22 protein-coding genes are annotated in these 22192 nt (G+C 58.7%); 14 read left to right on the forward strand and 8 right to left on the reverse strand.

Annotated elements, in window-relative coordinates; all coding sequences use genetic code 11:
- Positions 1 to 31: 31 nt before the first annotated feature.
- Together rpsI and rplM are read right to left on the reverse strand one after the other, a co-directional pair.
- Entirely contained in the window at positions 32 to 499 is a 468-nt protein-coding gene (gene rpsI, locus AB6803_RS13800) for a 30S ribosomal protein S9 (RefSeq protein ID WP_007692725.1), read from the reverse strand.
- A gap of 2 nt (positions 500 to 501) precedes the next feature.
- The gene (rplM, locus tag AB6803_RS13805) at positions 502 to 966 is read right to left on the reverse strand and encodes a 50S ribosomal protein L13 (protein WP_007692724.1); all 465 of its coding nucleotides are present in this window, start codon (positions 964 to 966) and stop codon (positions 502 to 504) included.
- A 344-nt stretch (positions 967 to 1310) separates the two neighbouring features.
- On the opposite strand from rplM, the gene AB6803_RS13810 reads away from it, so the two are divergent.
- Both AB6803_RS13810 and AB6803_RS13815 read left to right on the forward strand, forming a co-directional pair.
- Entirely contained in the window at positions 1311 to 1598 is a 288-nt protein-coding gene (locus AB6803_RS13810) for a type II toxin-antitoxin system RelE/ParE family toxin (RefSeq protein ID WP_371109415.1), read from the forward strand.
- A gap of 9 nt (positions 1599 to 1607) precedes the next feature.
- Positions 1608 to 1895, forward strand: coding sequence for a HigA family addiction module antitoxin (locus tag AB6803_RS13815; protein ID WP_371109416.1), 288 nt, complete (start codon positions 1608 to 1610; stop codon positions 1893 to 1895).
- 12 nt (positions 1896 to 1907) lie between these two features.
- On the opposite strand, the gene AB6803_RS13820 is transcribed toward AB6803_RS13815, so the two are convergent.
- Together AB6803_RS13820 and AB6803_RS13825 are read right to left on the reverse strand one after the other, a co-directional pair.
- Positions 1908 to 2744 (reverse strand): EamA family transporter, encoded by an 837-nt coding sequence (locus tag AB6803_RS13820; protein ID WP_371109417.1) that lies wholly within the window; start codon positions 2742 to 2744, stop codon positions 1908 to 1910.
- An 881-nt stretch (positions 2745 to 3625) separates the two neighbouring features.
- Entirely contained in the window at positions 3626 to 3946 is a 321-nt protein-coding gene (locus tag AB6803_RS13825) for a hypothetical protein (RefSeq protein ID WP_371109418.1), read from the reverse strand.
- Between the two features lie 113 nt (positions 3947 to 4059).
- On the opposite strand from AB6803_RS13825, the gene AB6803_RS13830 reads away from it, so the two are divergent.
- The 8 genes from AB6803_RS13830 to pstB all read left to right on the forward strand — a co-directional run bounded on the left by AB6803_RS13830 (position 4060) and on the right by pstB (position 11642).
- Positions 4060 to 4488, forward strand: coding sequence for a CoA-binding protein (locus AB6803_RS13830; RefSeq protein ID WP_153366090.1), 429 nt, complete (start codon positions 4060 to 4062; stop codon positions 4486 to 4488).
- Positions 4489 to 4658: 170 nt separating this feature from the next.
- The gene (locus AB6803_RS13835) at positions 4659 to 5942 is read left to right on the forward strand and encodes an O-acetylhomoserine aminocarboxypropyltransferase (protein ID WP_371109419.1); all 1284 of its coding nucleotides are present in this window, start codon (positions 4659 to 4661) and stop codon (positions 5940 to 5942) included.
- Between the two features lie 109 nt (positions 5943 to 6051).
- A complete protein-coding gene (locus tag AB6803_RS13840) occupies positions 6052 to 7119 on the forward strand; it encodes a D-alanine--D-alanine ligase family protein (RefSeq protein WP_371109420.1) in 1068 nt (355 codons plus the stop codon).
- A 94-nt stretch (positions 7120 to 7213) separates the two neighbouring features.
- Positions 7214 to 7558, forward strand: a complete 345-nt coding sequence (locus tag AB6803_RS13845; RefSeq protein WP_371109421.1) for a cupin domain-containing protein — start codon at positions 7214 to 7216, stop codon at positions 7556 to 7558.
- 282 nt (positions 7559 to 7840) lie between these two features.
- Complete coding sequence (pstS, locus tag AB6803_RS13850; RefSeq protein WP_371109422.1) at positions 7841 to 8866, forward strand: phosphate ABC transporter substrate-binding protein PstS; 1026 nt, start codon at positions 7841 to 7843, stop codon at positions 8864 to 8866.
- Positions 8867 to 8941: 75 nt separating this feature from the next.
- Positions 8942 to 9913, forward strand: coding sequence for a phosphate ABC transporter permease subunit PstC (pstC, locus tag AB6803_RS13855; protein ID WP_371109423.1), 972 nt, complete (start codon positions 8942 to 8944; stop codon positions 9911 to 9913).
- Between the two features lie 11 nt (positions 9914 to 9924).
- Positions 9925 to 10776, forward strand: coding sequence for a phosphate ABC transporter permease PstA (pstA, locus tag AB6803_RS13860; RefSeq protein ID WP_371109424.1), 852 nt, complete (start codon positions 9925 to 9927; stop codon positions 10774 to 10776).
- A 107-nt stretch (positions 10777 to 10883) separates the two neighbouring features.
- The gene (gene pstB / locus AB6803_RS13865; protein ID WP_371109528.1) at positions 10884 to 11642 is read left to right on the forward strand and encodes a phosphate ABC transporter ATP-binding protein PstB; all 759 of its coding nucleotides are present in this window, start codon (positions 10884 to 10886) and stop codon (positions 11640 to 11642) included.
- 121 nt (positions 11643 to 11763) lie between these two features.
- Here the strand turns inward: pstB and AB6803_RS13870 are convergent, their stop codons facing one another.
- Entirely contained in the window at positions 11764 to 13008 is a 1245-nt protein-coding gene (locus tag AB6803_RS13870) for a cytochrome P450 (RefSeq protein WP_371109425.1), read from the reverse strand.
- 41 nt (positions 13009 to 13049) lie between these two features.
- Positions 13050 to 14210 (reverse strand): diguanylate cyclase, encoded by a 1161-nt coding sequence (locus tag AB6803_RS13875; protein WP_371109426.1) that lies wholly within the window; start codon positions 14208 to 14210, stop codon positions 13050 to 13052.
- 480 nt (positions 14211 to 14690) lie between these two features.
- Here AB6803_RS13875 and clpP point away from each other — a divergent pair, with 480 nt between their 5' ends.
- The 4 genes from clpP to hupB all read left to right on the forward strand — a co-directional run bounded on the left by clpP (position 14691) and on the right by hupB (position 20226).
- Positions 14691 to 15323 carry an ATP-dependent Clp endopeptidase proteolytic subunit ClpP gene (gene clpP, locus AB6803_RS13880; protein ID WP_371109427.1) on the forward strand — a complete coding sequence of 211 codons (633 nt, stop codon included), beginning with the start codon at positions 14691 to 14693 and terminating at the stop codon, positions 15321 to 15323.
- Between the two features lie 305 nt (positions 15324 to 15628).
- A complete protein-coding gene (gene clpX, locus AB6803_RS13885; protein ID WP_007692709.1) occupies positions 15629 to 16906 on the forward strand; it encodes an ATP-dependent Clp protease ATP-binding subunit ClpX in 1278 nt (425 codons plus the stop codon).
- A 418-nt stretch (positions 16907 to 17324) separates the two neighbouring features.
- Entirely contained in the window at positions 17325 to 19745 is a 2421-nt protein-coding gene (gene lon, locus AB6803_RS13890) for an endopeptidase La (protein ID WP_371109428.1), read from the forward strand.
- 205 nt (positions 19746 to 19950) lie between these two features.
- A complete protein-coding gene (gene hupB, locus AB6803_RS13895; protein ID WP_034507562.1) occupies positions 19951 to 20226 on the forward strand; it encodes a DNA-binding protein HupB in 276 nt (91 codons plus the stop codon).
- Between the two features lie 89 nt (positions 20227 to 20315).
- On the opposite strand, the gene AB6803_RS13900 is transcribed toward hupB, so the two are convergent.
- Positions 20316 to 21053 (reverse strand): SDR family oxidoreductase, encoded by a 738-nt coding sequence (locus AB6803_RS13900; RefSeq protein ID WP_371109429.1) that lies wholly within the window; start codon positions 21051 to 21053, stop codon positions 20316 to 20318.
- 74 nt (positions 21054 to 21127) lie between these two features.
- On the reverse strand, positions 21128 to 22114 hold the full coding sequence (locus AB6803_RS13905; protein ID WP_371109430.1) for an aldo/keto reductase: 987 nt from the start codon (positions 22112 to 22114) through the stop codon (positions 21128 to 21130).
- Positions 22115 to 22192: the final 78 nt, after the last annotated feature.

A 22192-nucleotide genomic window follows, 5' to 3' on the forward strand; every position in this document is an offset into this window, starting at 1 on the left:
GCCTTTCCACAATCCGATCTCGGATAAGCGATTAACGCTTCGAGAACTGGAACGAACGACGTGCCTTCGCACGGCCGTACTTCTTACGTTCGACAACGCGGCTGTCGCGGGTCAGGAAGCCACCCTTCTTCAGGACCGAGCGCAGGCCCGGTTCGAAGTAGGTGAGAGCCTTGGACAGGCCGTGACGAACAGCACCGGCCTGGCCGGAGAGACCGCCACCAGCAACGGTAGCAATGATGTCGAACTGGCCATCACGGGCAGCAGCGACGATCGGCTGACGCAGGATCATCTGCAGAACCGGACGGGCGAAATATGCCGTGTAGTCCTTGCCGTTGACGATGATTTTGCCAGAGCCGGCCTTGAGCCATACGCGGGCAACAGCGTCCTTGCGCTTGCCGGTCGCGTAGGAGCGACCGAGCGAGTCAACCTTGCGGACGTGAACGGGAGCAGCTGCTTCCGATACCGTGCCGAGATCCTTCAGGGAAGAGAGATCAGCCATTATCAGGCGCTCCTTACGTTCTTCTTGTTCAGCTTGGCCACGTCGAGAACGACCGGCTGCTGCGCTTCATGGGGATGGTTGGAGCCGGCGTAGACGCGCAGGTTCTTCATCTGGCGACGGCCGAGCGGGCCGCGGGGAACCATGCGTTCGACAGCCTTTTCGACGACGCGCTCCGGGAAGCGGCCTTCGATGATCTGACGAGCGGTGCGCTCCTTGATGCCGCCGGCATAACCGGTGTGCCAGTAGTAAACCTTGTCTTCGTACTTCTTGCCGGTCAGAACGATCTTGTCGGCATTGATGACGATGACGTTGTCGCCGTCGTCGACGTGCGGCGTGAAGGTAGCCTTATGCTTGCCACGCAGACGCATAGCGATGATAGAAGCGAGACGACCAACGACAAGCCCTTCGGCGTCGATGAGAATCCACTTCTTCTCCACCTCTGCAGGCTTCTGGGAGAAGGTTGCCATGTTGTATACTCTCTTTTAGGACCCAGGACCCGAAGGCATCAGGGCGTTTCTTGTTGCTTGGTTTGGCGAGCGAGACGCACGCCAAAAAGAAAGCAGCCCGGAAAGACTGCGATCTGGGGCGGCTTATAGAGCGAATGTGTGGGAAGGTCAATATGACGGATTTCGACACTTGTAAAAATTACCAAGCAAAATCAGTGTATTAATAGTATGGTATTTATATACCACACAATTGGCGTCGCCATATGATCGAGGCCGTTTCAAATTCTATCTGCGCGCGCCCTTTATTTACAGCGGGTATTCCGTCTTACGTACTATGCTCGACATCATATGTTATGCGTAGTACGATGAGCGATATGATCAAGAGCTCGGCATCCAGCGCGACGCAGCAGTTCCTCGATACTGGAAAATCGAAGTTTTCTGGTTTGGACATCGATAAAGCAAAAAAGCGCGTGGCAATGCTGCATAGTGCGCGTTCGCTTGATGATCTTAGCCCGTTGAAATCCGTAGGACTGCACAAGCTTTCTGGTGATAGAAAGGGGCAGTGGGCGATGATCATAAATGGTCCCTGGCGATTGTGTTTTCGTTTCGAAGACGGTCACGCCTGGGATGTTGAAATAGTGGATTACCATTGAGGACGGCAAATGTTCGAAGTTCATCCGGGAACCATTCTAAAGGAAGAGCTGGAAGCACGGCAGATGTCAGGCAATGCGCTGGCTTTAGCCTTGCGCATCAATTCCGGTCGCGTATCGGAAATTCTCAACGAGAAACGCGGCATCAGTCCAGACACGGCACTGCGGCTCGGACGATATTTCGGTAATGACGCACAGTTCTGGCTCAGTTTGCAGTCTGCATATGATCTTGCCATTGCCGCGCGCGAGCATGGCGATCAGATTGCACGAGAAGTCATACCCGCTCAGTCCGCGGCTTGATGAACTCTGCCCTCAAACTAGCTTCAGAATCAGAACGCCCGCGGCAATGATCGCGCCGGCAATGTAGCGCCAGATGCTCGATCGTTCCTTCAGAATGACCACGGAAATCACCAGTGCGAACAGGATCGAGGTTTCGCGCAGGGCCGCGACGGTGGCGACGGGCGCCTTTGTCATGGCCCATAGTGCCAGGCCGTAGGATGCGATGGAGCCGGCGCCGCCGATGAGGCCGCGCCACCAGTTGTAGCGGACGTGGGCGGCGACCGCGTTCACGCCGCGCTGCGAGATCGCCCAGGTGAACAGCAGCACCGGCGGCAGCAGCGACATCCACAGCGTATAGGATATCGAATTGCCCGATAGTCGCGCTCCGATGCCGTCGACATAGGTATAGGTGGCGATCACCACGGAATTGGAAAGCGCGAGCTTGATGGCTGTCCGGCCACCCTTCCGCGCTTCGAAGGCCAGCGTCATGATGCCTGCGCAGATGGTCATGATGCCGAGGATCGCTCCACCCGACAAGCTCTCCTTGAGGATGAAGCCGCTGGTCGATGCTATGATCATTGGCGCAACGCCACGCATCAGGGGGTAGACGAGGCCGATATCGCCGGCGCGATAGGCGGCGGCTACCAGCTGGAAATAGGCGAATTGCAGGATTGCCGACGTGCCGATGAAGGGCCATGCGGACGAAGCCGGCAGCGGCAGAAGCGCCAGGAAGGGCAGGGCGGTGGCCGCGCCGCCGGCCGCAACCAAGGCGGCATCCAGCGACTTGTCCGTTCCGGCCTTGATGATCGCGTTCCAGGTCGCATGCAACAGGGCACCGAAGAGGACGAGAGCGATGACGTCGAGAGACACGGAAACCTCAGGGAAATAGACGCTAGCGGGCAAAAATTTGATAATTTGTGGTTATCCCGCCGCCATTTGATCCCCAATGCACCAAAAAGCAACAGACGAGCCTGCCATGCTTCTCAATTGTATCGCAATGCAACTGATCCGCGGAAAATCCGCCGCCCATTTCGTTCGCTGCATGTTCTATTTTCGGCACGCAACTATGAGGTGTTTCTAATGCACCTGGGTATGAAGCGAGAACAAAAATTGGATGTCGAGTGAACGCATTGTGACGGCTTTCAATGATCAATGCCCAAAGCGCTGTGAAAATGCCGATGAGAAATAGCGTTAACAGATTTCGCGATCCGGCGCCGTCCAATCATTCGCAAAACGTGTTTGACACGTATGCTCTGGCATGAAAGGCGGCAAGCGGATCGGGGAACAGGCAAAATTCACCGGCAATAATGTATCGGCGCGTCCCTGGCTTTTTCTATAGATATCAACTAGCATTCCCAACTGAAACAGTAAAAAGTAATATTTATTGCAAAACAAGCGATTTTTAACCACGGTCATTGTCCGCGGGAAGTTCATGTGCTGGCATATATCGCCCGTTCGCAATCGGTTCCCGTTCCGCAACCCATTATAAGGTCTCACTAATTCACCTCTGAATGAATAGTGAACAAAAATCGCATTTCATGAGAACCTTACCCGGCAGTTGCGGCAGGCGTGATTGAAAGCGCTTTGGGTACAGCCTAAAAATCCTATGCACCGGAAACTATTTTGCGCTGCAGCAGCGGCAAGCAAGGCATGGCGACAGCGCTCGACCTGATTCGAATCCAGACGCGGAATCGAAAGAGAGGAACGACCTTTAACGACCTTTGAGCGGTTGGATACTCATTAAGCTGTGATTAATCCGGAAAAATCTCGTCGTCGAAATCGGTTGACGGCCGGCAGGTGTAGACGGGGCAATTAGCCTGGTCTTTGGTCGGCATATAGTTTTGATAGGCGTAGTAGCCGACGTCGCAGGCGTTGCTGTCTGAGACGAAGCGATCGTAAAGCGTCATGTTCCGCGTTCTGGTGGCCGGATAGCGCATGATGACGGCCCGCTCGCGGTTGATGACCGCCCTGGCCTCGGCGCAGGTGAAAGACATGGCATTGTAGCGCGATATCGCCAAAGCCGGCGTGGCGGCCGTGGCGATCAGTAGGCCCAGCAGGATGATTTTTTTCATTGGGGCAATCCTCCCTGAAACTGTTATAATTCTTATATATACATCCAAAATCGAAGCTGCGGCTTCTGGATTTGTGACAAAACACAAGTGTGATCGAATAGGGAGGCTCCGTGATGAACCACGACCGTTATGATGATTCCTATATCGCTGATATCCTTTTGTCCGTGCGCACCATCGCGCTCGTCGGCGCGTCGCCCAATCCCGCGCGTCCGAGCAATGGCGTCATGGCCTATCTTCTGGCGCGGGGCTATCGCGTTATTCCGGTCAATCCCGGACAGGCCGGCAAGGAGATCATGGGCCAGTGGGTCTTTGGTCACCTGGCCGATATTCCGGAGCCTGTCGACATGGTCGATGTCTTTCGCGCGCCGGAATATCTGCGGACTGTGGTCGAGGAGACGATCATGATCGAGCCGCGCCCGCCGGTCATCTGGGGGCAGCTCGGCGTGCGTGACGATGCGGCCGCCGCAAGAGCGGAAGCCGCCGGCGTCAAGGTCGTCATGGACCGCTGCCCGGCAATCGAATATCCGCGACTGGTCGCCTGACGCAGGGCTCGGCCCATCTTCGGGTGCTGGCCGTTTGTCGCGCGGTATCGTCGAAAGGGAGCCAAGTTTTTCCCGTAAAGGGAAGAGCTTGGAAATCTTCGCGGTTACCTTTCAGATCCCAGGCGCTATGATCCTCTCATCACGATAATAATGTTGACGGAGGAAAGACCATGGCGACGAACAATCCGGGTTTCGACACACTGGCGATCCATGCGGGTGCGCAGCCGGACCCGACGACGGGTGCCCGCGCGACACCGATCTACCAGACGACTTCCTTCGTCTTTCAGGATGCGGATCACGCTGCAGCACTCTTCGGGCTGCAGCAATTCGGCAATATCTATACCCGCATCATGAACCCGACCCAGGCGGTGCTGGAGGAGAGGGTGGCGGCTCTTGAAGGCGGCACGGCGGGCCTTGCGGTTGCCTCCGGCCACGCCGCGCAATTGCTCATCTTCCACACCATCCTGAAGCCGGGCGATAATTTCGTTGCGGCCAAGCGCCTTTATGGCGGCTCGATCAACCAGTTCGGCCATTCCTTCCAGAATTTCGACTGGCATGTGCGCTGGGCAGATTCCGATGATCCCGCCACCTTCGAGGCGCAGATCGACGGACGCACCCGCGCCATCTTCATCGAAAGCCTCGCCAATCCCGGTGGTACCTTCGTCGATATCGCGGCCATCGCCGCTATTGCGCACAAGCACGGCCTGCCGCTGATCGTCGACAACACCCTGGCCAGTCCCTATCTCATTCGGCCGCTGGAGCATGGCGCCGATATCGTCGTGCATTCGCTGACCAAATTCATCGGCGGCCATGGCAATTCCATGGGCGGCATCATCATCGACGGCGGCACCTTCGACTGGTCGGCTTCGGGCAACTATCCGATGCTGTCGACGCCGCGGCCGGAATATAACGGCATTGTGCTGCACGCGACCTTCGGCAATTTCGCTTTTGCCATCGCCTGCCGCGTCCTTGGCCTACGCGATCTCGGGCCCGCCATTTCACCCTTCAACGCCTTCCTGATCCTGACTGGCATCGAGACGCTGCCGCTGCGCATGCAGCGCCATTCCGACAATGCGATTGCCGTCGCCCGCTGGCTGAAGGGGCACGACAAGGTGGCCTGGGTAAATTATGCCGGCCTCGAGGATCACCCAAACCATGCGCTGCAGCAGCGCTATTCCCCAAAGGGGGCAGGCTCCGTCTTCACCTTCGGCCTGAAGGGCAGTTACGAAGCGGGCAAGGGCTTCGTGGAGGCCCTGGAACTGTTCTCCCATCTCGCCAATATCGGCGACACCCGCTCGCTGGTGATCCATCCGGCCTCGACGACGCATAAGCAACTCACCGACGAGCAGAGGACTGACGCCGGCGCCGGTTCAGATGTGGTGCGCCTGTCGATCGGCATCGAGGACGTCAAGGACATCATCGCCGATCTGGAGCAGGCCCTGGCGAAGGTTTGATAAGCGCCCACTACTTTCTCAGTTCACGGCCTCGAGGAGATCTCAATTTCGTTACAATTGGTCCGCTACAACTTTAGCGACGAATTGAAACGGTGAGCTCCAGAAAACCATGATCTCAAGATTGCGCGTAGCGGTCCTCTTCGGCGGACAGTCCTCTGAACACGATGTTTCCCTCATGTCCGCCCGCAACGTCATTAAAGCAATCGATGTCGACAAATACGAGATCGTGCCGATCGTCATAAGCCGTGACGGACGGTGGTTGTTGATCGATCTGGAGGAGGGGACTCTGCCTAACTCAGTCGCTTATGCTGGTCGTGAAGTCTGTCTGCTGTCGGGCGGCAAGGGCCGTCTTCTTGCCGTCAGCGACCCGACCGGAGCGCGAGAGCTGCCTGCAATAGATATCCTGTTCCCGGTCCTGCACGGTCTCTATGGCGAGGATGGCTCCATCCAGGGCCTCGCCCGAATGGTCGGCGTTCCGTTGGTCGGCTGCGGCATCCTGGGATCGGCAACCGCCATCGACAAGGATATCGCCAAGCGTCTGCTGCGCGACGCCGGTCTGCCGGTCGCCCGTTCGATCACCGTGAGGCCGGGCAATAGCCCGTCGTTCGAAGAGGCGGCAAGCGCCTTGGGCTCGCCGGTCTTCGTCAAGCCGGTACGGCAGGGCTCTTCCGTCGGCGTCAGCAAGGCGGCGAACGCCGAGGAATTTCGTGCGGCGCTCGTTGAGGCGTTCAAGCACGACGATAAGGTGCTCATAGAAGAGTTCGTCAAGGCGCGCGAAATCGAATGCGCTGTCCTGGAGCAGACCGATGGTACGCTGTTCGTTTCCCTGCCGGGCGAGATCGTCACCGGCAAGGATCACAGCTTCTATACCTATGACGCAAAATATCTCGATGCCGATGGCGCCATAACCAGCGTTCCGGCCCAATTGCCTGCCGATCTCACCCAGCGCCTCCGCGAACTCTCGCTGGATGCGTTTCGCGCATTGGGCTGCGAAGGTCTCGCGCGCGTCGATTTCTTCGTAAGGCCGGACATGAGCGTGGTGGTGAACGAGGTCAATACGATGCCGGGCTTCACCAATATCAGCATGTATCCGAAGGCCATGGAAGCGACCGGGATCTCCTATCCGGCGCTCGTCGACCGGCTGATCGAACACGGGCTTGCAAGAGGCGGACGATAGCGGGATCTTCAGGTCCTGGTGTTGCTGAACGTCGCGAAGCTGACCAAATGCGGTGCACTACGACCGAGCGTTTCCACATCGGCATGGGGGATTTATGACGACATATTTACGATTGGATACCGCCGGCATCGAGCCGGAAACGGGCGCTCCGGCGGATGATCGCCTCATTTCCGGCGCGCCGAAATTTCGCACCTGGAATGTCGAGGAGGCCGATGGTGGGCTCTATGCGGGCATCTGGGAGGCGACGCCGGGCAAATGGAAAATCGTCTATGACGAGTGGGAATATTTCCACATCCTGTCCGGCCATTCGGTGGTAACCGCCGAGAATGGCGAGACTTTTCACCTGCGCGCCGGTGACCGGATGATTTTAAAGCCCGGCTTCAAGGGGACGTGGGAAGTTATTGAAACGACTCGCAAGGACTATGTGATCCGTCTCTGACGGCGCCTTGGATTTTGCCGCAAAGCCAGTTGAATCAAAACATGAAGACCGGCGCCGCTTCGATTGCGCGCCGGTATTTCTTATGCGGTCCTCGGGATGGCCATTTCCATTGCCACAGGTTGTGTCACCGGGCTTTCACCAAACTGTCATCAAACTGAAACACTGCGCCTTTAGACGCATCACTGTCGCCAGGAGATTCAGGTGGGCGTTACCAACCGATGGGACACCCCGCGCCGGACTCCTGCTCGCCATCCTTTCATCACTTGAGGAAGTGAGTCTAAAATGCTGAACCAGAAATTTCGTTCGCTTTGCCTGACGGCAGGCTTTATCGCTGCTATGTCCGCTTCGGCCTCGGCTGCCGACATCACAGGCGCCGGCTCGAGCTTCATCGCGCCGGTTCTGTCCAAGTGGGCTGAAGGCTACAAGGCTGCGACGAACAATGTCGTCAACTACCAGTCTGTCGGTTCGGGCGCCGGCATCAAGCAGCTCCTCGACAAGACCATCGTATTCGGCGCTTCGGACAAGCCGATGAGCGACGCTGACCTCGAGAAGAACGGCATTGCCCAGTTCCCGATGATCTCCGGCGGTATCGTCGTTTCCTATAACGTTGAAGGCGTAAAGCCGGGCGAACTCGTTCTCGACGGCAAGACGCTGTCCGACATCTTCCTCGGCAAGATCGCCAAGTGGGACGATGCGGCCATCAAGGCCCTCAACCCTGACGTCAAGCTGCCTTCCACGCCGATCTCGGTCGTTTATCGCGCCGACAGCTCGGGCACGACCTTCAACTTCACCGACTACCTGTCGAAGGTTTCGCCGGAGTGGAAGGAAAAGGTTGGTTCGAACACGGCGGTTGAATGGCCGGTTGGCTTCGGCGCAAAGGGTTCGGAAGGCGTTTCCACCACTGTCAACCAGACAGCTGGTTCGATCTCCTACGTTGAATATTCCTACGTCATCGCCAACCACATTGGTTTCGCGAAGATGAAGAATGCTGCCGGCAAGGTTATCGAGCCGAGCCTCGACACATTCAAGGCTGCTGCTTCCAACGCCGATTGGGCCAACGCCAAGAACTTTAACCTCATCATCACCAATCAGCCGGGCGACCAGAGCTGGCCGATTGCAGCTTCGACCTGGGTTCTGCTCTACAAGAAGCCGGCCGATCCTGTTCTCAACGAAGAAGCGCTGAAATTCTTCAAGTGGTCCTATGAGCACGGACAGAAGGACGCGACCGCCCTGTCCTATCTTGCGATCCCGGAGAGTGTTGCCGCGGTTGTCGAGAAGTCCTGGACGAAGGACTTTGGCGCGAAGTAATTTGTGCTAGCTGAGAAGTTACGGCGGACAGGGCACGGCCCTGTCCGCCTTTCGTGACAGGACAAGGGGAAATCGATGGCTGACGCGACTCAGACGGCTGGCTTCCAGGCACTGGATACCAGCGCCGTCACCAGAAAATTCCGGATACAGGATCGAATTTTCTATTTTATGACGCTTGGCTCGGCTGCTCTTGTCGTGCTTCTGCTGCTGGCAATCATCGTGGTTCTCATCATCGATGCCTTGCCAACCTTTCAGGCCTTCGGGTTTTCGTTCCTCTGGGGCACGAAGTGGAGCGCTCCCGCCGATATCTATGGCGCTGTGCCTGCGATGGTCGGTACGCTGGTGAGTTCGTTCATCGCCATGCTGATCGCCGTTCCCCTGGGCATCGGCATCGCCATCTTCCTCACGGAACTTTGCCCCGGCAGCCTGCGACGTCCAATCAGTACGGCCATCGAGCTTCTGGCCGGTATTCCCTCCATTATCTACGGCATCGTCGGCCTGTTCATTCTCGTGCCGCTGATGCAGACTTATATCCTGCCTTTCCTTATGATGACGGTCGGCCAGGTACCGTTGATCGGCCTGCTTTTCCAGCCGCCGGCGCCGGGCGTCGGCCTGCTGACGGCAAGCCTCGTGCTGGCCATCATGATCCTGCCCTTTATCACCGCGATCTCCCGCGACGTGTTCAGCACCGTGCCGCCGATGCTGCGCGAATCTGCTTACGGCACGGGCATGACCACATGGGAGGTGGCTCGCCATATCCTGATCCCCTATACGCGTCGCGGCCTCGTCGGCGGCATCATGCTCGCCCTTGGCCGCGCGCTTGGCGAAACCATGGCCGTTACGTTCGTTATCGGCTCGGTGAGCCGCCTGCAATCGTCGATCATCTCGCCGTCCACCACCATTTCCGCCCAGATCGCGAACAACTTCGGCGATGCCGACGGTCTGCAATTGTCGAGCCTGATTGCGCTCGGCCTGCTCCTGTTCGTCCTTTCGTTCTGCGTGCTCGCGGTGGCGAGGTGGATGATCGGCCGCGGCACCGCGCTTTGAGGAAGAAACCCATGGACAATGCAATTCGTCAGAACCTCGTGTCGAGGCGTTATGGGAAGAACCGGGTGATGATGGTCTTGTGCCTCATCGCGGCCATTCTCGGCATATTCTTTCTCAGCGTGATCCTTGGAACCCTGGTTTATCGTGGTGTATCGGCGCTCAGCCTTGATGTGTTCACCATGTCGATCCCGGCCCAGGGCTCGCGCGGTGGCCTGATCAACGCGATCTATGGCACGGTACTGGTCACGGGCTGCGCCATCCTGATCGCAGCGCCGATCGGCATTCTCGCCGCCACCTATCTGGTGGAATATGCCAACGGCACGAAACTTACCGAGGCCGCCAAGTTCCTTAACGATATCTTGCTGTCCGCACCCTCGATTATCATCGGCGTGTTCGTCTACGGCGCCGTGGTCGTACCCATGCACGGCAACTCTGCCATCGCCGGCATCCTCGCGCTGGCGCTGATCGCCCTTCCGGTCGTCAACCGCACGACGCAGGACATGCTGTTGCTGGTGCCAAACGAGCTTCGTGAGGCGACAGCCGCACTCGGCGCGCCGCGCTGGAAGGCCATGATGATGGTGATCTACCGTTCCGCCTGGACGGGTATCCTCACCGGCATCCTGCTGGCCGTTGCCCGTATCAGCGGCGAAACCGCGCCGCTTCTCTTCACGGCGGGTTACAGCAAATTCATGAATTCGAGCCTGACCGGTCCAATCGCTACGCTGCCGGTTGCCATCAATACGCTCGCCGCGGATGCAGGCGAGGATCTCAAACAACTGGCCTGGGCCGGCGCGCTGATCATCACCGTTGCCATCCTTGCTCTCAATATCCTTGCCCGTGTCTTGAGTGGTCGTCGCCAATGACGCAGCCGCCGAACGATAGGAATGAAACCATGAACATGAGCGACAGCAATTTCCAGAGCGTCAATGCACAGCCGGGGAAGGATGCTGCTTCCCAGTCGGATCTCGGCATGATCGCGAAACTTGATGTGAAGAACCTCGATTTCACCTATCAGAACGGCCATCGCGTTCTAAAGGGTGTGAATATGAGCATCCGCAAAAATGCGGTCACAGCCTTCATCGGCCCTTCGGGTTGCGGTAAGTCCACACTGCTGCGCACCTTCAACCGGATGTATGATCTCTATCCGGGCCAGACGGTTGCCGGCGAGATCCTGCTGGACGGCCGTAATATTCTTGCCAAGGACGTCGATCTGAACGATTTGCGCGCCAAGGTCGGCATGGTGTTCCAGAAGCCCACGCCGTTCCCGATGTCGATCTATGAAAACGTCGCTTTCGGTATCCGGCTTTATGAGAAGATTTCCAAGGCTGAAATGGACGCACGCGTCGAAGCGGCGCTGATGGAAACAGCGTTGTGGAGCGAAGTGAAGGAAAAGCTGCACCAGAGCGGACTTGGACTTTCCGGCGGTCAGCAGCAGCGCCTCTGTATCGCCCGCGCCATCGCCTTGCGCCCGGAAGTCCTGCTCCTCGACGAGCCGACCTCGGCTCTCGACCCGATCTCGACCGCCAAGATCGAGGAACTGGTGTCGCAGCTGAAGGGCGAGTTCACCATCGTCATCGTGACGCATAACATGCAGCAGGCGAGCCGCATTTCCGACAACACCGCCTTCATGTATCTGGGCGATCTGATCGAGTACGGCCCGACCGAGCAGATCTTTCAGGCGCCGAAGGTCAAGCGCACGGAAGACTACATCACCGGTCGTTACGGCTGATACGACAAACGCGAGCGGCGCCCGCAGCCGGCAATTTTACCAAGGCGCGCCCGCTTGGCGCGCCATTTTGCGTTTTGGGGCACGATCGAGCGAACAGAATACTCGCTCGCCGACTCTCAGCTCACCAGCTCAGTTCGAGCTTGTCGAGGCCGTGGAAATGATAGACGTCCTTGACCTCGGGCGTCCGCTTGAGCTTCTGTCCAGGCAGCCGTTCGAACAGGATCGGCAGCACCACGTTCAGTTCCAGCCGTGCCAGCGGCGCGCCGATGCAGAAATGGATGCCGGCACCGAAGGAGAGGTTCGGCGCTTCGTTGCGGTCGGGCTTGAAGGTGAGGGGATCTGAAAATTTCTTGGGGTCCAGATTGGCGGCGGCGAGAATCATCGCCACCTTGTCGCCGCGCTGGAAGGAGATCCCGTCTATTTCCGTCGGCTCCAGGCACCAGCGATCGAAGATATGCACCGGCGCGCAGATGCGAAGCGTCTCTTCCACCGTACGTTCGGTTGTCGCCTCGTCCTTGAAAAGGTCCGATGGCGCATAGCCGCTTTCGAGGATGACGCGGACGGAGTTGCCGATCTGGTGTACCGTCGCCTCATGCCCGGCGTTGAGCAGCACGATCGTCGTCGAGACCAGCTCATCCTCGGTCAGATACTGGCCCTTGTGCTCGGTGGTGATCATATGCGTCAGGAGATCGTCGCGCGGATTGGCGCGGCGGTCGCGGATGACGGTTTTCACATAGTCGGAGAATTCCTTCGCCGCCTGATCCGCCGCGTCCTCGTCTTCGCGCGTGCGGCCGAACATGTACATGCGAACATAGGCATGCGACCACTTCAGAAGCTGCGGCCCCATCTCCTCCGGGATGCCGATCATCCGCGCGATCATGGTGACAGGGATAATATCGGCAAAGGCCGACAGCAATTCCACTTCGCCGTTCTTCTCGAATTTGTCGATCAACCGGTTGGCCAGCTCAGCCAGTTCCGGCTTCATTTTCTCGACATGGCGGGAGACGAAGGCGCGGTTGACGAGGGTTCTAAGCCGCGTGTGTTCCGGCGGCTCGATTTCGAGCAGGGAATGCTGTTCGGCAAGATCGAAGTTTTTCAGATGCGACAGTGGCGCGGGCATGCCGAGCTCTTCGCGGCTGGCGATATGCAGGATCTGCCGCCCGAAGCGGCGGTCGCGCAGCAGCCCGTTCACATGGTCGTAGCCGATCAAATACCATTGCTTCTGCTCTTCCCAGTAGAAGGTGGGACATTCGGCATGCAAGGCGGCGTAGACCGCATTCGGGTTGCTGTAGAAGGTGGGATTACGGCCGTCGAGTGAGAGGCGGCGCGCGACGGGATCGATGGAGAAGACGGAGGATATGGTCATGACGAGAGGATTATCGGAATAAATCGAATGGGAAAAGACCGTTACATCTGGGCGAGCGTACCGAGACGGCGGAGCGCATGGATCTGGTCGTCGAGCGTCGGCACCAATTCGCCGCCGTTCGGATCCGGCGGCATGTCGGTTGCCATCGTCGCTTCCGCCTCGCCGAAGACGACGGTGCAGTTGCGGCCGGCGCGCTTGGCGGCATAAAGCGCCCGATCGGCGGCAGAAACGAGCCGATCCCAACTGGCGATATCGCAAGGCATGATCGCCAGGCCGACGCTGACCGTCGCCGATACGAGCGATTGGCCGGCGAGCAGTGGCACGCGGCAGAAATCGGCGCGGACCGTCTCGGCAATCGCCTCCGCTTCGGCCTGATCATTGATGGGGATGAAAGCGATGAACTCCTCGCCGTCCATGCGGCCGAATGCGGCGCTACCCGGTATGAATTGCCGGCCGATGCGGGCAAATTCGGCAAGTACGATGTCACCGGTCTGGTGGCCATAACGGTCGTTGATCGCCTTGAAGTGATCGAGATCGAACAGCAGCGCGGCAATCATGCCGGAGCCCCTGGCGGCCCTTTCGACTACAAGCGGGAAATGATCCTGCAGGCCGCGCCGGTTCAGAACCCCCGTCAGCATGTCCGTGATCGAAATCGTCCGCCAGCGCCGCTCCGCGCGTTCCATCAATAGCCGGCCGCTGAGCACAATGGCCGCGGTGATCAGCAATGCACAGCCAAGGGCGGAATAGCCGCGATAGATCAACGCCTCTTCTAGGCTCGGCCTCAGAAGGATCATCGACATAGAGGACGCAAGGCAGACGCCGGCGAGCGCCATGAACACGAAGGCGAGCTGGGAGCGTGTTGCTTCATACCGGCCTTCCACCGGGCGCACTGCGTTGGCCAGCAGCGTGGCGCCGACAGCGCCCGCGAGATCATACAGGAAAACGCGGTTGGCATAGCTTTCATGGATCCATGGCAGCCCGATGCCGGCGATCCAGATCGCCGGCGGCAGCAACGCCAACCAATTGAGCCTGCGCTTGTCCATCCGATGGAAACCGGCGATCCAGGCACTCTCGCCAAGAAGAGCGATGCCATTGCTGAACTCGATCGACAGAATGTCCGGAATGAGACCGCGCGCCGCCACGAGACCGAATCCGACGGCGCTGAAGGCAAAACCCATCGCCCACATCAGATAGGCCGACATGCGGCGATCGTGCCGCCAGGCGAGAAAAAAGCACTGCGGCGAGCGTAATCGCTTCCGAGCACCAGATGGTCAGTCCCGTGGTGATGTTGAGCACGGTCGGCGTCTCTCCCTTTCCGCGGCGCGGATCGCGTCGATGTAAAGGGACCCGGCAACGCTTGCAATCGGCGCATCGTCGCCGTTAAGCCGCTTGGTAAATTTTAGCTGCGCTTGTGGCGGGCACTGTGCCAACATCGCGTGGATTTCATCCTTCCTTCACCTTTTGGTTGGGAAATGCGGTGGAGTACGCGTATCGCGTCATCGGATCTATTGGCATTGGCGGTTGGAAACGCTTCTTCAACATCTATTGAGCATTAGGCCTTTTTGACGTTATCCCTTCGGGCGTCTTGAAGTGCAGGGCGGTGACACTCTATGTAGGGATAAAGAATTTTATTCGATTCCCGGTGTTATCGCCGCCGGGGGCAAGCTTGGTAAAGGACGCACATGAGAAATCCAGTCGATATAGCTATGGCTCTGGTGCCGATGGTTGTTGAGCAGACCAACCGCGGGGAACGGTCCTACGACATCTATTCCCGCCTGCTGAAGGAACGCATCATCTTCCTGACCGGCCCGGTCGAAGATCACATGGCGACGCTGGTCTGCGCCCAGCTTCTTTTCCTCGAGGCTGAAAACCCGAAGAAGGAAATCGCGCTCTACATCAATTCGCCGGGTGGCGTCGTGACCGCCGGCATGGCGATTTACGATACGATGCAGTTCATCAAGCCGGCCATTTCCACGCTTTGCATCGGCCAGGCTGCGTCCATGGGATCGCTGCTGCTTGCCGCTGGCGACAAGGACATGCGCTTCGCAACGCCGAATTCCCGCATCATGGTTCACCAGCCTTCGGGCGGTTTCCAGGGGCAGGCTTCGGACATCGAGCGCCATGCCCGCGACATCATCAAGATGAAGCGCCGCCTGAACGAAATTTACGTCAAGCATTGCGGCCGGACCTATGAAGAGGTCGAGCAGACGCTGGATCGTGACCACTTCATGTCCTCCGACGAGGCCAAGGATTGGGGTCTGATCGACAAGGTGCTGACGTCGCGTACCGAAATGGAAGGTGAAGCCGCTACGTGAGTTATTCACGCAGCGGTGGCTTCTACGCCACAGTTCTATCCCATTTGTGATCGAATAGGGGTTTAAAGTGGAGCGGAACACGGTAATAGTACGCATTCATGCTATGTAGCGTTTTTATGACATGGCATTCGGCATTCGAAGGGGGATTCGTTGCCACCGTGGTCCGGCTATGATTGCCTGGGCTGCGTTCAGTACCCCGAAGAGCGCCGCGATCTGCTGATGAAACGAGGGGCAGGTCCGGCGGGCGCATTGAGTGGACCGCGATTTCGATATGGAAATCCGCGGCGTGCTGGAAGGAAAAGGATATGAGCAAAGTCAGCGGCAGCAACGGCGGCGACTCCAAGAATACTCTGTATTGTTCATTCTGCGGCAAGAGCCAGCATGAAGTCCGGAAGCTGATTGCCGGACCGACCGTCTTCATCTGCGATGAATGCGTCGAATTGTGCATGGATATCATCCGCGAGGAAAACAAATCCTCGATGGTCAAGTCCCGTGACGGCGTGCCGACGCCGCAGGACATCATCAAGGTTCTCGACGAATACGTCATCGGCCAGAGGCAGGCGAAGAAGATCCTGTCGGTGGCGGTGCATAACCACTACAAGCGTCTCGCGCATGCGTCCAAGAACGGCGATGTCGAGTTGGCGAAGTCGAACATCATGCTCGTCGGCCCGACTGGCTGCGGCAAGACCTATCTTGCGCAGACGCTGGCCCGCATCATCGACGTGCCCTTCACCATGGCGGATGCCACGACGCTGACCGAAGCCGGTTACGTCGGTGAAGACGTCGAAAACATCATCCTGAAGCTTTTGCAGGCTGCCGACTACAACGTCGAGCGCGCCCAGCGCGGCATTGTCTACATCGACGAAGTCGACAAGATTTCCCGCAAGTCGGACAATCCGTCGATCACCCGCGATGTCTCAGGCGAGGGTGTGCAGCAGGCGCTTCTGAAGATCATGGAAGGCACGGTCGCTTCGGTTCCGCCTCAGGGTGGCCGCAAGCATCCGCAGCAGGAATTCCTGCAGGTCGATACGACGAACATCCTGTTCATCTGCGGCGGCGCCTTTGCCGGTCTCGACAAGATCATCTCCGCTCGTGGCGAAAAGACCTCGATCGGCTTCGGTGCTGCCGTCAAGGGCCCCGATGACCGTCGCGTCGGCGAAGTGCTGCGCGAGCTGGAGCCGGAAGATCTGGTCAAGTTCGGCCTGATCCCGGAATTCATCGGCCGTCTGCCGGTCCTGGCGACGCTGGAAGACCTGGATGAGGATGCGCTGATCCAGATCCTGTCGGAGCCGAAGAACGCGCTCGTCAAGCAGTACCAGCGCCTGTTCGAGATGGAAGACGTCGAATTGAACTTCCACGAGGACGCATTGCGCGAAATCGCCCGCAGGGCGATCGTGCGCAAGACCGGCGCTCGCGGCCTGCGCTCGATCATGGAAAAGATCCTGCTCGACACCATGTTCGATCTGCCGGCGCTGGAAGGTGTTCGCGAAGTGGTCATCTCCGAAGAAGTGGTTCGCGGCTCCGCTCGCCCGCTCTACATCTATGCCGATCGGCAGGATGAAAAGGCCAACGCCACCGCCTGATCGACAGATCTGCGGCTTAAATCGAGGGGCTCGTCGTTGACGGGCCCCTTTCTATTTGAAAAATCGTACAGTTTCCTGATAAAGTCCGGGATAAGCTTATGGGAACGCCGTCCAAACCGGTTGTGAAGAGCGCCCGCCGCAGCCATGATGGCATGATTCCGGAATCGTCGGTGGATCGGGTTTTCGCCCGGCTTTGGTCCTCCGGGACCTGCGTTGCCGGCAGTGTTCGAGTAGCCGGGGTCCGGTGTTTGTTGTTGCGTTCCTCCTCGTGAATACATGTCTCGCTGCCTCACGGCGCGCGTCTTGCACGACTTGAAATAGATAATGCGAAGCTCCACTTCTAAGCCAAGTGAGAGAGCCGGCTAATCCCCCAAGGCCGGTAGAGAGCCCGGGAACGGGACGACGGAAAGGAAATGACATGACTAAGAAAACGTCTGCGGCAAATGAGAGCATTGCCTATCCGGTATTGCCGTTGCGCGACATCGTGGTTTTCCCCCACATGATCGTGCCGCTGTTCGTCGGACGGGAAAAATCCATCCGCGCGCTGGAAGAGGTCATGGGGTCTGACAAGCAGATCATGCTGCTCACCCAGATCAATGCCAGCGATGACGATCCGGCCCCGGATGCGATCCACAAGGTCGGCACCGTGGCGAATGTACTGCAGCTCCTGAAGCTTCCCGACGGCACCGTCAAGGTGCTGGTCGAAGGCAAGGCACGCGCGGAGGTCGATACCTATACGGCTCGCGAAGATTTCTACGAGGCCCTTGGCCACGTCTTGCCTGAGCCGCAGGAAGATCCGGTCGAACTGGAGGCGCTCAGCCGCTCGGTCGTTTCGGAATTCGAGAGCTATGTGAAGCTCAACAAGAAGATTTCGCCGGAAGTGGTCGGTGCCGCCAGCCAGATCGAAGACTATTCGAAGCTGGCCGATACGGTTGCCTCGCACCTGTCGATCAAGATCACCGAGAAGCAGGAGATGCTGGAGACCACCAGCGTCAAGGGCCGCCTCGAAAAGGCGCTCGGCTTCATGGAAGGCGAGATTTCGGTCCTGCAGGTTGAAAAGCGCATCCGCTCGCGCGTCAAGCGCCAGATGGAGAAGACCCAGCGCGAATACTACCTGAATGAGCAGATGAAGGCGATCCAGAAGGAGCTTGGCGACGGCGAGGAAGGCCGCGACGAGATGGCCGAACTGGAAGAGCGCATCTCCAAGACGAAGCTGTCCAAGGAAGCCAAGGAAAAGGCCGATGCGGAGCTGAAGAAGCTTCGCCAGATGAGCCCGATGTCGGCGGAAGCCACCGTCGTGCGCAACTATCTCGACTGGCTGCTGGGCATCCCCTGGCACAAGAAGTCGAAGGTCAAGACCGATCTGAACAATGCCGAGAAGATCCTCGAAGCGGATCATTTCGGCCTGGACAAGGTCAAGGAACGCATCGTCGAATATCTGGCTGTCCAGGCACGCGCGTCGAAGATCAAGGGGCCGATCCTGTGCCTCGTCGGTCCTCCGGGCGTCGGCAAGACCTCGCTCGCCCAGTCGATCGCCAAGGCGACCGGCCGCGAGTATGTCCGCATGGCGCTTGGCGGCGTTCGTGACGAAGCCGAAATCCGCGGTCACCGCCGCACCTATATCGGTTCGATGCCCGGCAAGGTCATCCAGTCGATGAAAAAGGCCAAGAAGTCCAACCCGCTCTTCCTGCTCGACGAAATCGACAAGATGGGCATGGATTTCCGCGGCGATCCGTCTTCGGCCCTGCTCGAAGTGCTGGACCCGGCGCAGAACTCGACCTTCATGGATCACTACCTGGAAGTCGAATACGACCTGTCGGATGTGATGTTCATCACGACGGCGAATACGCTGAACATCCCTGCGCCGTTGATGGACCGCATGGAAGTCATCCGTATTGCCGGCTACACCGAAGACGAGAAGCGCGAAATCGCCAAGCGGCACCTGCTGCCGAAGGCCATCAAGGAACATGCGTTGCAGCCGCAGGAATTCTCTGTCAGCGACGATGCCCTGATGGCAATCAGCCAGCAGTACACCCGCGAAGCCGGTGTTCGTAACTTCGAACGCGAATTGATGAAGCTCGCCCGCAAGGCGGTCACCGAGATCATCAAGGGCAAGAGCAAGTCCGTTGCGGTCACCGCTGCGAACATCGACCAGTATCTCGGCGTTCCGCGCTTCCGCCATGGCGAAGCTGAGCGTGAGGACCAGGTCGGTGTTGTCACCGGTCTCGCCTGGACGGAAGTCGGTGGCGAATTGCTGACGATCGAAGGCGTGCTGATGCCGGGCAAGGGTCGCATGACCGTTACCGGCAACCTGAAGGAAGTGATGAAGGAATCGATTTCCGCCGCGGCCTCCTACGTCCGCTCGCGCGCCGTCGATTTCGGCATCGAGCCGCCACGCTTCGACAAGAGCGACATCCACGTCCACGTACCGGAAGCGGCAACGCCGAAGGATGGTCCGTCGGCCGGTGTTGCGATGGCAACCGCCATGGTTTCGATCATGACCGGCATCCCGGTTTCCAAGGATGTCGCCATGACTGGCGAAATCACGTTGCGCGGTCGTGTGCTGCCGATCGGCGGCCTGAAGGAAAAGCTGCTTGCAGCCCTTCGCGGCGGCATCAAGACCGTGCTTATTCCGGAGGAAAACGCCAAGGATTTGGCGGAGATTCCGGACAATGTGAAGAACAACATGGAGATCATCCCGGTATCCCGCATGGGCGAGGTGATCAAGCATGCGTTGGTTCGCCGGCCCGAGCCGATCGAATGGGACGGCACCGTCGAAACACCGGTGATCGCGACGGTCGAAGGTGTGGACGATGTCGGAGCGACAATCGCGCATTAAGTGCGGTTTCGCCTGATTTATGACAAATTGACACAAAACCAGAAAAGACCGGCGTTTTTGCCGGTCTTTTTTTGTGAAAAGCTTTTGGCGGTGCTTGCTTTTCCTTGATTTGCAGGGCTTTTGGGGTTGCGGCGGGCCGGAGCATACGTATTCTGCGCCCCGCTAACAGACTAGTCGTTTCATACCAGTAGAAAGGGGTGGAAACATGAATAAGAATGAGCTCGTGTCCGCAGTGGCCGAGAAGGCCGGTATTACGAAGGCCGACGCTGCTTCCGCTGTTGACGCTGTTTTCGATGCCGTGCAGGCTGAACTGAAGAAGGGCGGCGACATTCGTCTCGCAGGTTTCGGTAGCTTCACCGTTTCTCACCGTGCAGCCACCAAGGGTCGCAACCCGTCGACCGGCGCTGAAGTTGACATCGCGGCTCGCAACGTGCCGAAGTTCACGCCCGGCAAGGGCCTGAAGGACGCTGTTAACAGCTAATTTGTTTTCACCTGCCGCCAGGAATTTCCGGGGGGCGGAGGATATTGGGGGTCCGAGTTTTCGGACCCCTTTTCATTTGCGGCTCTTGCTCAGAGAAGCGTCCGTCCGCCATTGACCGCAAACTTCTGACCCGTCAGGAAGTCCGCCTTGTTCGAGGCGAGGAATACCACCATGTGGGCGATGTCCTCTGGTGTTCCAAAATGCCCAAGCGGAGTTTGGGCGAGATAGTCATCGATCGACTGCTGAGACGATCCGACATGGCGTTCGACGGGGATCCAGCCGGGAGCGACCAGATTGACTGTGATCCCTTCCGGTGCCAGTTCCCGAGCCCAGGAACGGGTCATGGAAAGCATGGCGCCTTTTGCCGATGCATAGTTGCCGACATTGGGGTTGCCGAGCTCCGCTATTTCCGAGCCGATATTGATAATTCTTCCCGACTTGCGCTGGCGCCAATCCGGGAGCGCCGCCTGAAGCAGTTCGAGAGGCGCTTTGACGAAGAACTCAAGCTGATCGAGATAGGTTCGCCAGGATTGCTCCATCAAGGGCATGCTTGGCTGCGACCCTGTGGCATTGTTGACGATCAGGTCGACGGGGCCGAGCGCGTCCCTGATTGCATCCAACCCCTCAGTGAGCTGAGCCTTGTCGATCACACTGAATTTCGCCGCGTAGGCTTGGCCGCCCCGTTGCCGGATCGTGTCAACCACCGCGTCCGCTCCAGGCGTATCGTTCGCATAATTGACTGCGACTGCCCAACCGGCTTCGGCCAGTTCGCGCGCGATGACCGCGCCAAGCCCGCGGGATGCGCCGGTTACAAGCGCTACTTTCATTGAATTCTCCTCCCGTGCCTCCGTTCGTGGCCGGATCTGCACCCGGCCACCTATCGTCTAAAAGGTCATTGCTCTTACCAGCGGTGATGGACGTGCGGAGCGATCAGACGCTCGTAGATTTCGCGCGTTGCCGCCATGACGTCGGCCGACAGTGGCGCCAGGTCGGCCGCTGCCGCATTGGCCTTGGCCTGCTCGGCATTGCGAGCGCCGGGGATGACGACAGTGACCGCGTCGTGCATCAGGATCCAGCGGAGTGCAATGGCCGCCATGCTGGCGCCGGCCGGGACGAGCTTGCGCACCTCTTCCACCGCCTGCAGGCCGACTTCGAAGGGCACGCCGGCAAAGGTTTCGCCGACGTCGAAGGCTTCGCCGTTGCGATTGAAGTTACGATGATCATCGCTGGCGAAATGGGTGTCGCGGGTGATCTTGCCGGAGAGCAGGCCGGAGGCGAGCGGCACGCGGGCGATAACGGCGACCTGCTTCCGCTTGGCTTCCTTGAAGAACAGGTGATCAGGACGCTGGCGGAAGATGTTGTAGATGATCTGGATGCTGACGACATCAGGATACTCGATCGCCTTCAGCGCCTCTTCGACCTTCTCGACGCTGACGCCATATCCCTTGATCTTGCCGGCCTTCTGCAGCTCGTCGAGACCAGCGAAGACCTCGGAGCGATAGAGGACTTCGGTCGGCGGGCAATGCAGCTGCACCAGGTCGAGGCTGTCGACACCGAGGTTCTTCAGGCTGCGGTCGATGAAGCCTTCGAGATTGGCTTTGGTGTAACCGTCAGCCACATGCGGGGAAAGCCGGCGGCCGGCCTTGCTCGCCACCATCGGGCGCTCGCCGCCGCGTTCCTTCAGCACGTCGGCGATGATCTTTTCCGAGCGGCCGTCTCCATAGACGTCGGCAGTGTCGATGAAGGTCATGCCGGCGTCGAGTGCTGCGTTCAGTGCCGCGCGGCCATCGGCCTCGCTGACATCGCCCCAGGCGCCGCCGATTTGCCAGGCACCGAAGCCGACATCCGTTACAGTGAAGGGCGTGCGGCCGAAAGCATGGTGTCTCATGAAAATCTCTCCGTTCGTACTGAAAGGCTAGCGCAGTAGCAGCCGTCTGAAGCAGCGGCAAGCGCGTGAGGGTGGTGC

Source organism: Rhizobium sp. RCC_161_2 (assembly GCF_041355235.1).
Classification (GTDB): domain Bacteria; phylum Pseudomonadota; class Alphaproteobacteria; order Rhizobiales; family Rhizobiaceae; genus Rhizobium.

Bases quoted from the DNA above. Each gene is read 5' to 3' on its own strand.
- rpsI (WP_007692725.1), bottom strand. From the start codon at position 499: ATGGCTGATCTCTCTTCCCTGAAGGATCTCGGCACGGTATCGGAAGCA.
- rplM (WP_007692724.1), bottom strand. From the start codon at position 966: ATGGCAACCTTCTCCCAGAAGCCTGCAGAGGTGGAGAAGAAGTGGATT.
- AB6803_RS13810 (WP_371109415.1), top strand. From the start codon at position 1,311: ATGAGCGATATGATCAAGAGCTCGGCATCCAGCGCGACGCAGCAGTTC.
- AB6803_RS13815 (WP_371109416.1), top strand. From the start codon at position 1,608: ATGTTCGAAGTTCATCCGGGAACCATTCTAAAGGAAGAGCTGGAAGCA.
- AB6803_RS13825 (WP_371109418.1), bottom strand. From the start codon at position 3,946: ATGAAAAAAATCATCCTGCTGGGCCTACTGATCGCCACGGCCGCCACG.
- AB6803_RS13830 (WP_153366090.1), top strand. From the start codon at position 4,060: ATGAACCACGACCGTTATGATGATTCCTATATCGCTGATATCCTTTTG.
- AB6803_RS13835 (WP_371109419.1), top strand. From the start codon at position 4,659: ATGGCGACGAACAATCCGGGTTTCGACACACTGGCGATCCATGCGGGT.
- AB6803_RS13840 (WP_371109420.1), top strand. From the start codon at position 6,052: ATGATCTCAAGATTGCGCGTAGCGGTCCTCTTCGGCGGACAGTCCTCT.
- AB6803_RS13845 (WP_371109421.1), top strand. From the start codon at position 7,214: ATGACGACATATTTACGATTGGATACCGCCGGCATCGAGCCGGAAACG.
- pstS (WP_371109422.1), top strand. From the start codon at position 7,841: ATGCTGAACCAGAAATTTCGTTCGCTTTGCCTGACGGCAGGCTTTATC.
- pstC (WP_371109423.1), top strand. From the start codon at position 8,942: ATGGCTGACGCGACTCAGACGGCTGGCTTCCAGGCACTGGATACCAGC.
- pstA (WP_371109424.1), top strand. From the start codon at position 9,925: ATGGACAATGCAATTCGTCAGAACCTCGTGTCGAGGCGTTATGGGAAG.
- pstB (WP_371109528.1), top strand. From the start codon at position 10,884: ATGATCGCGAAACTTGATGTGAAGAACCTCGATTTCACCTATCAGAAC.
- AB6803_RS13870 (WP_371109425.1), bottom strand. From the start codon at position 13,008: ATGACCATATCCTCCGTCTTCTCCATCGATCCCGTCGCGCGCCGCCTC.
- AB6803_RS13875 (WP_371109426.1), bottom strand. From the start codon at position 14,210: ATGTCGGCCTATCTGATGTGGGCGATGGGTTTTGCCTTCAGCGCCGTC.
- clpP (WP_371109427.1), top strand. From the start codon at position 14,691: ATGAGAAATCCAGTCGATATAGCTATGGCTCTGGTGCCGATGGTTGTT.
- clpX (WP_007692709.1), top strand. From the start codon at position 15,629: ATGAGCAAAGTCAGCGGCAGCAACGGCGGCGACTCCAAGAATACTCTG.
- lon (WP_371109428.1), top strand. From the start codon at position 17,325: ATGACTAAGAAAACGTCTGCGGCAAATGAGAGCATTGCCTATCCGGTA.
- hupB (WP_034507562.1), top strand. From the start codon at position 19,951: ATGAATAAGAATGAGCTCGTGTCCGCAGTGGCCGAGAAGGCCGGTATT.
- AB6803_RS13900 (WP_371109429.1), bottom strand. From the start codon at position 21,053: ATGAAAGTAGCGCTTGTAACCGGCGCATCCCGCGGGCTTGGCGCGGTC.
- AB6803_RS13905 (WP_371109430.1), bottom strand. From the start codon at position 22,114: ATGAGACACCATGCTTTCGGCCGCACGCCCTTCACTGTAACGGATGTC.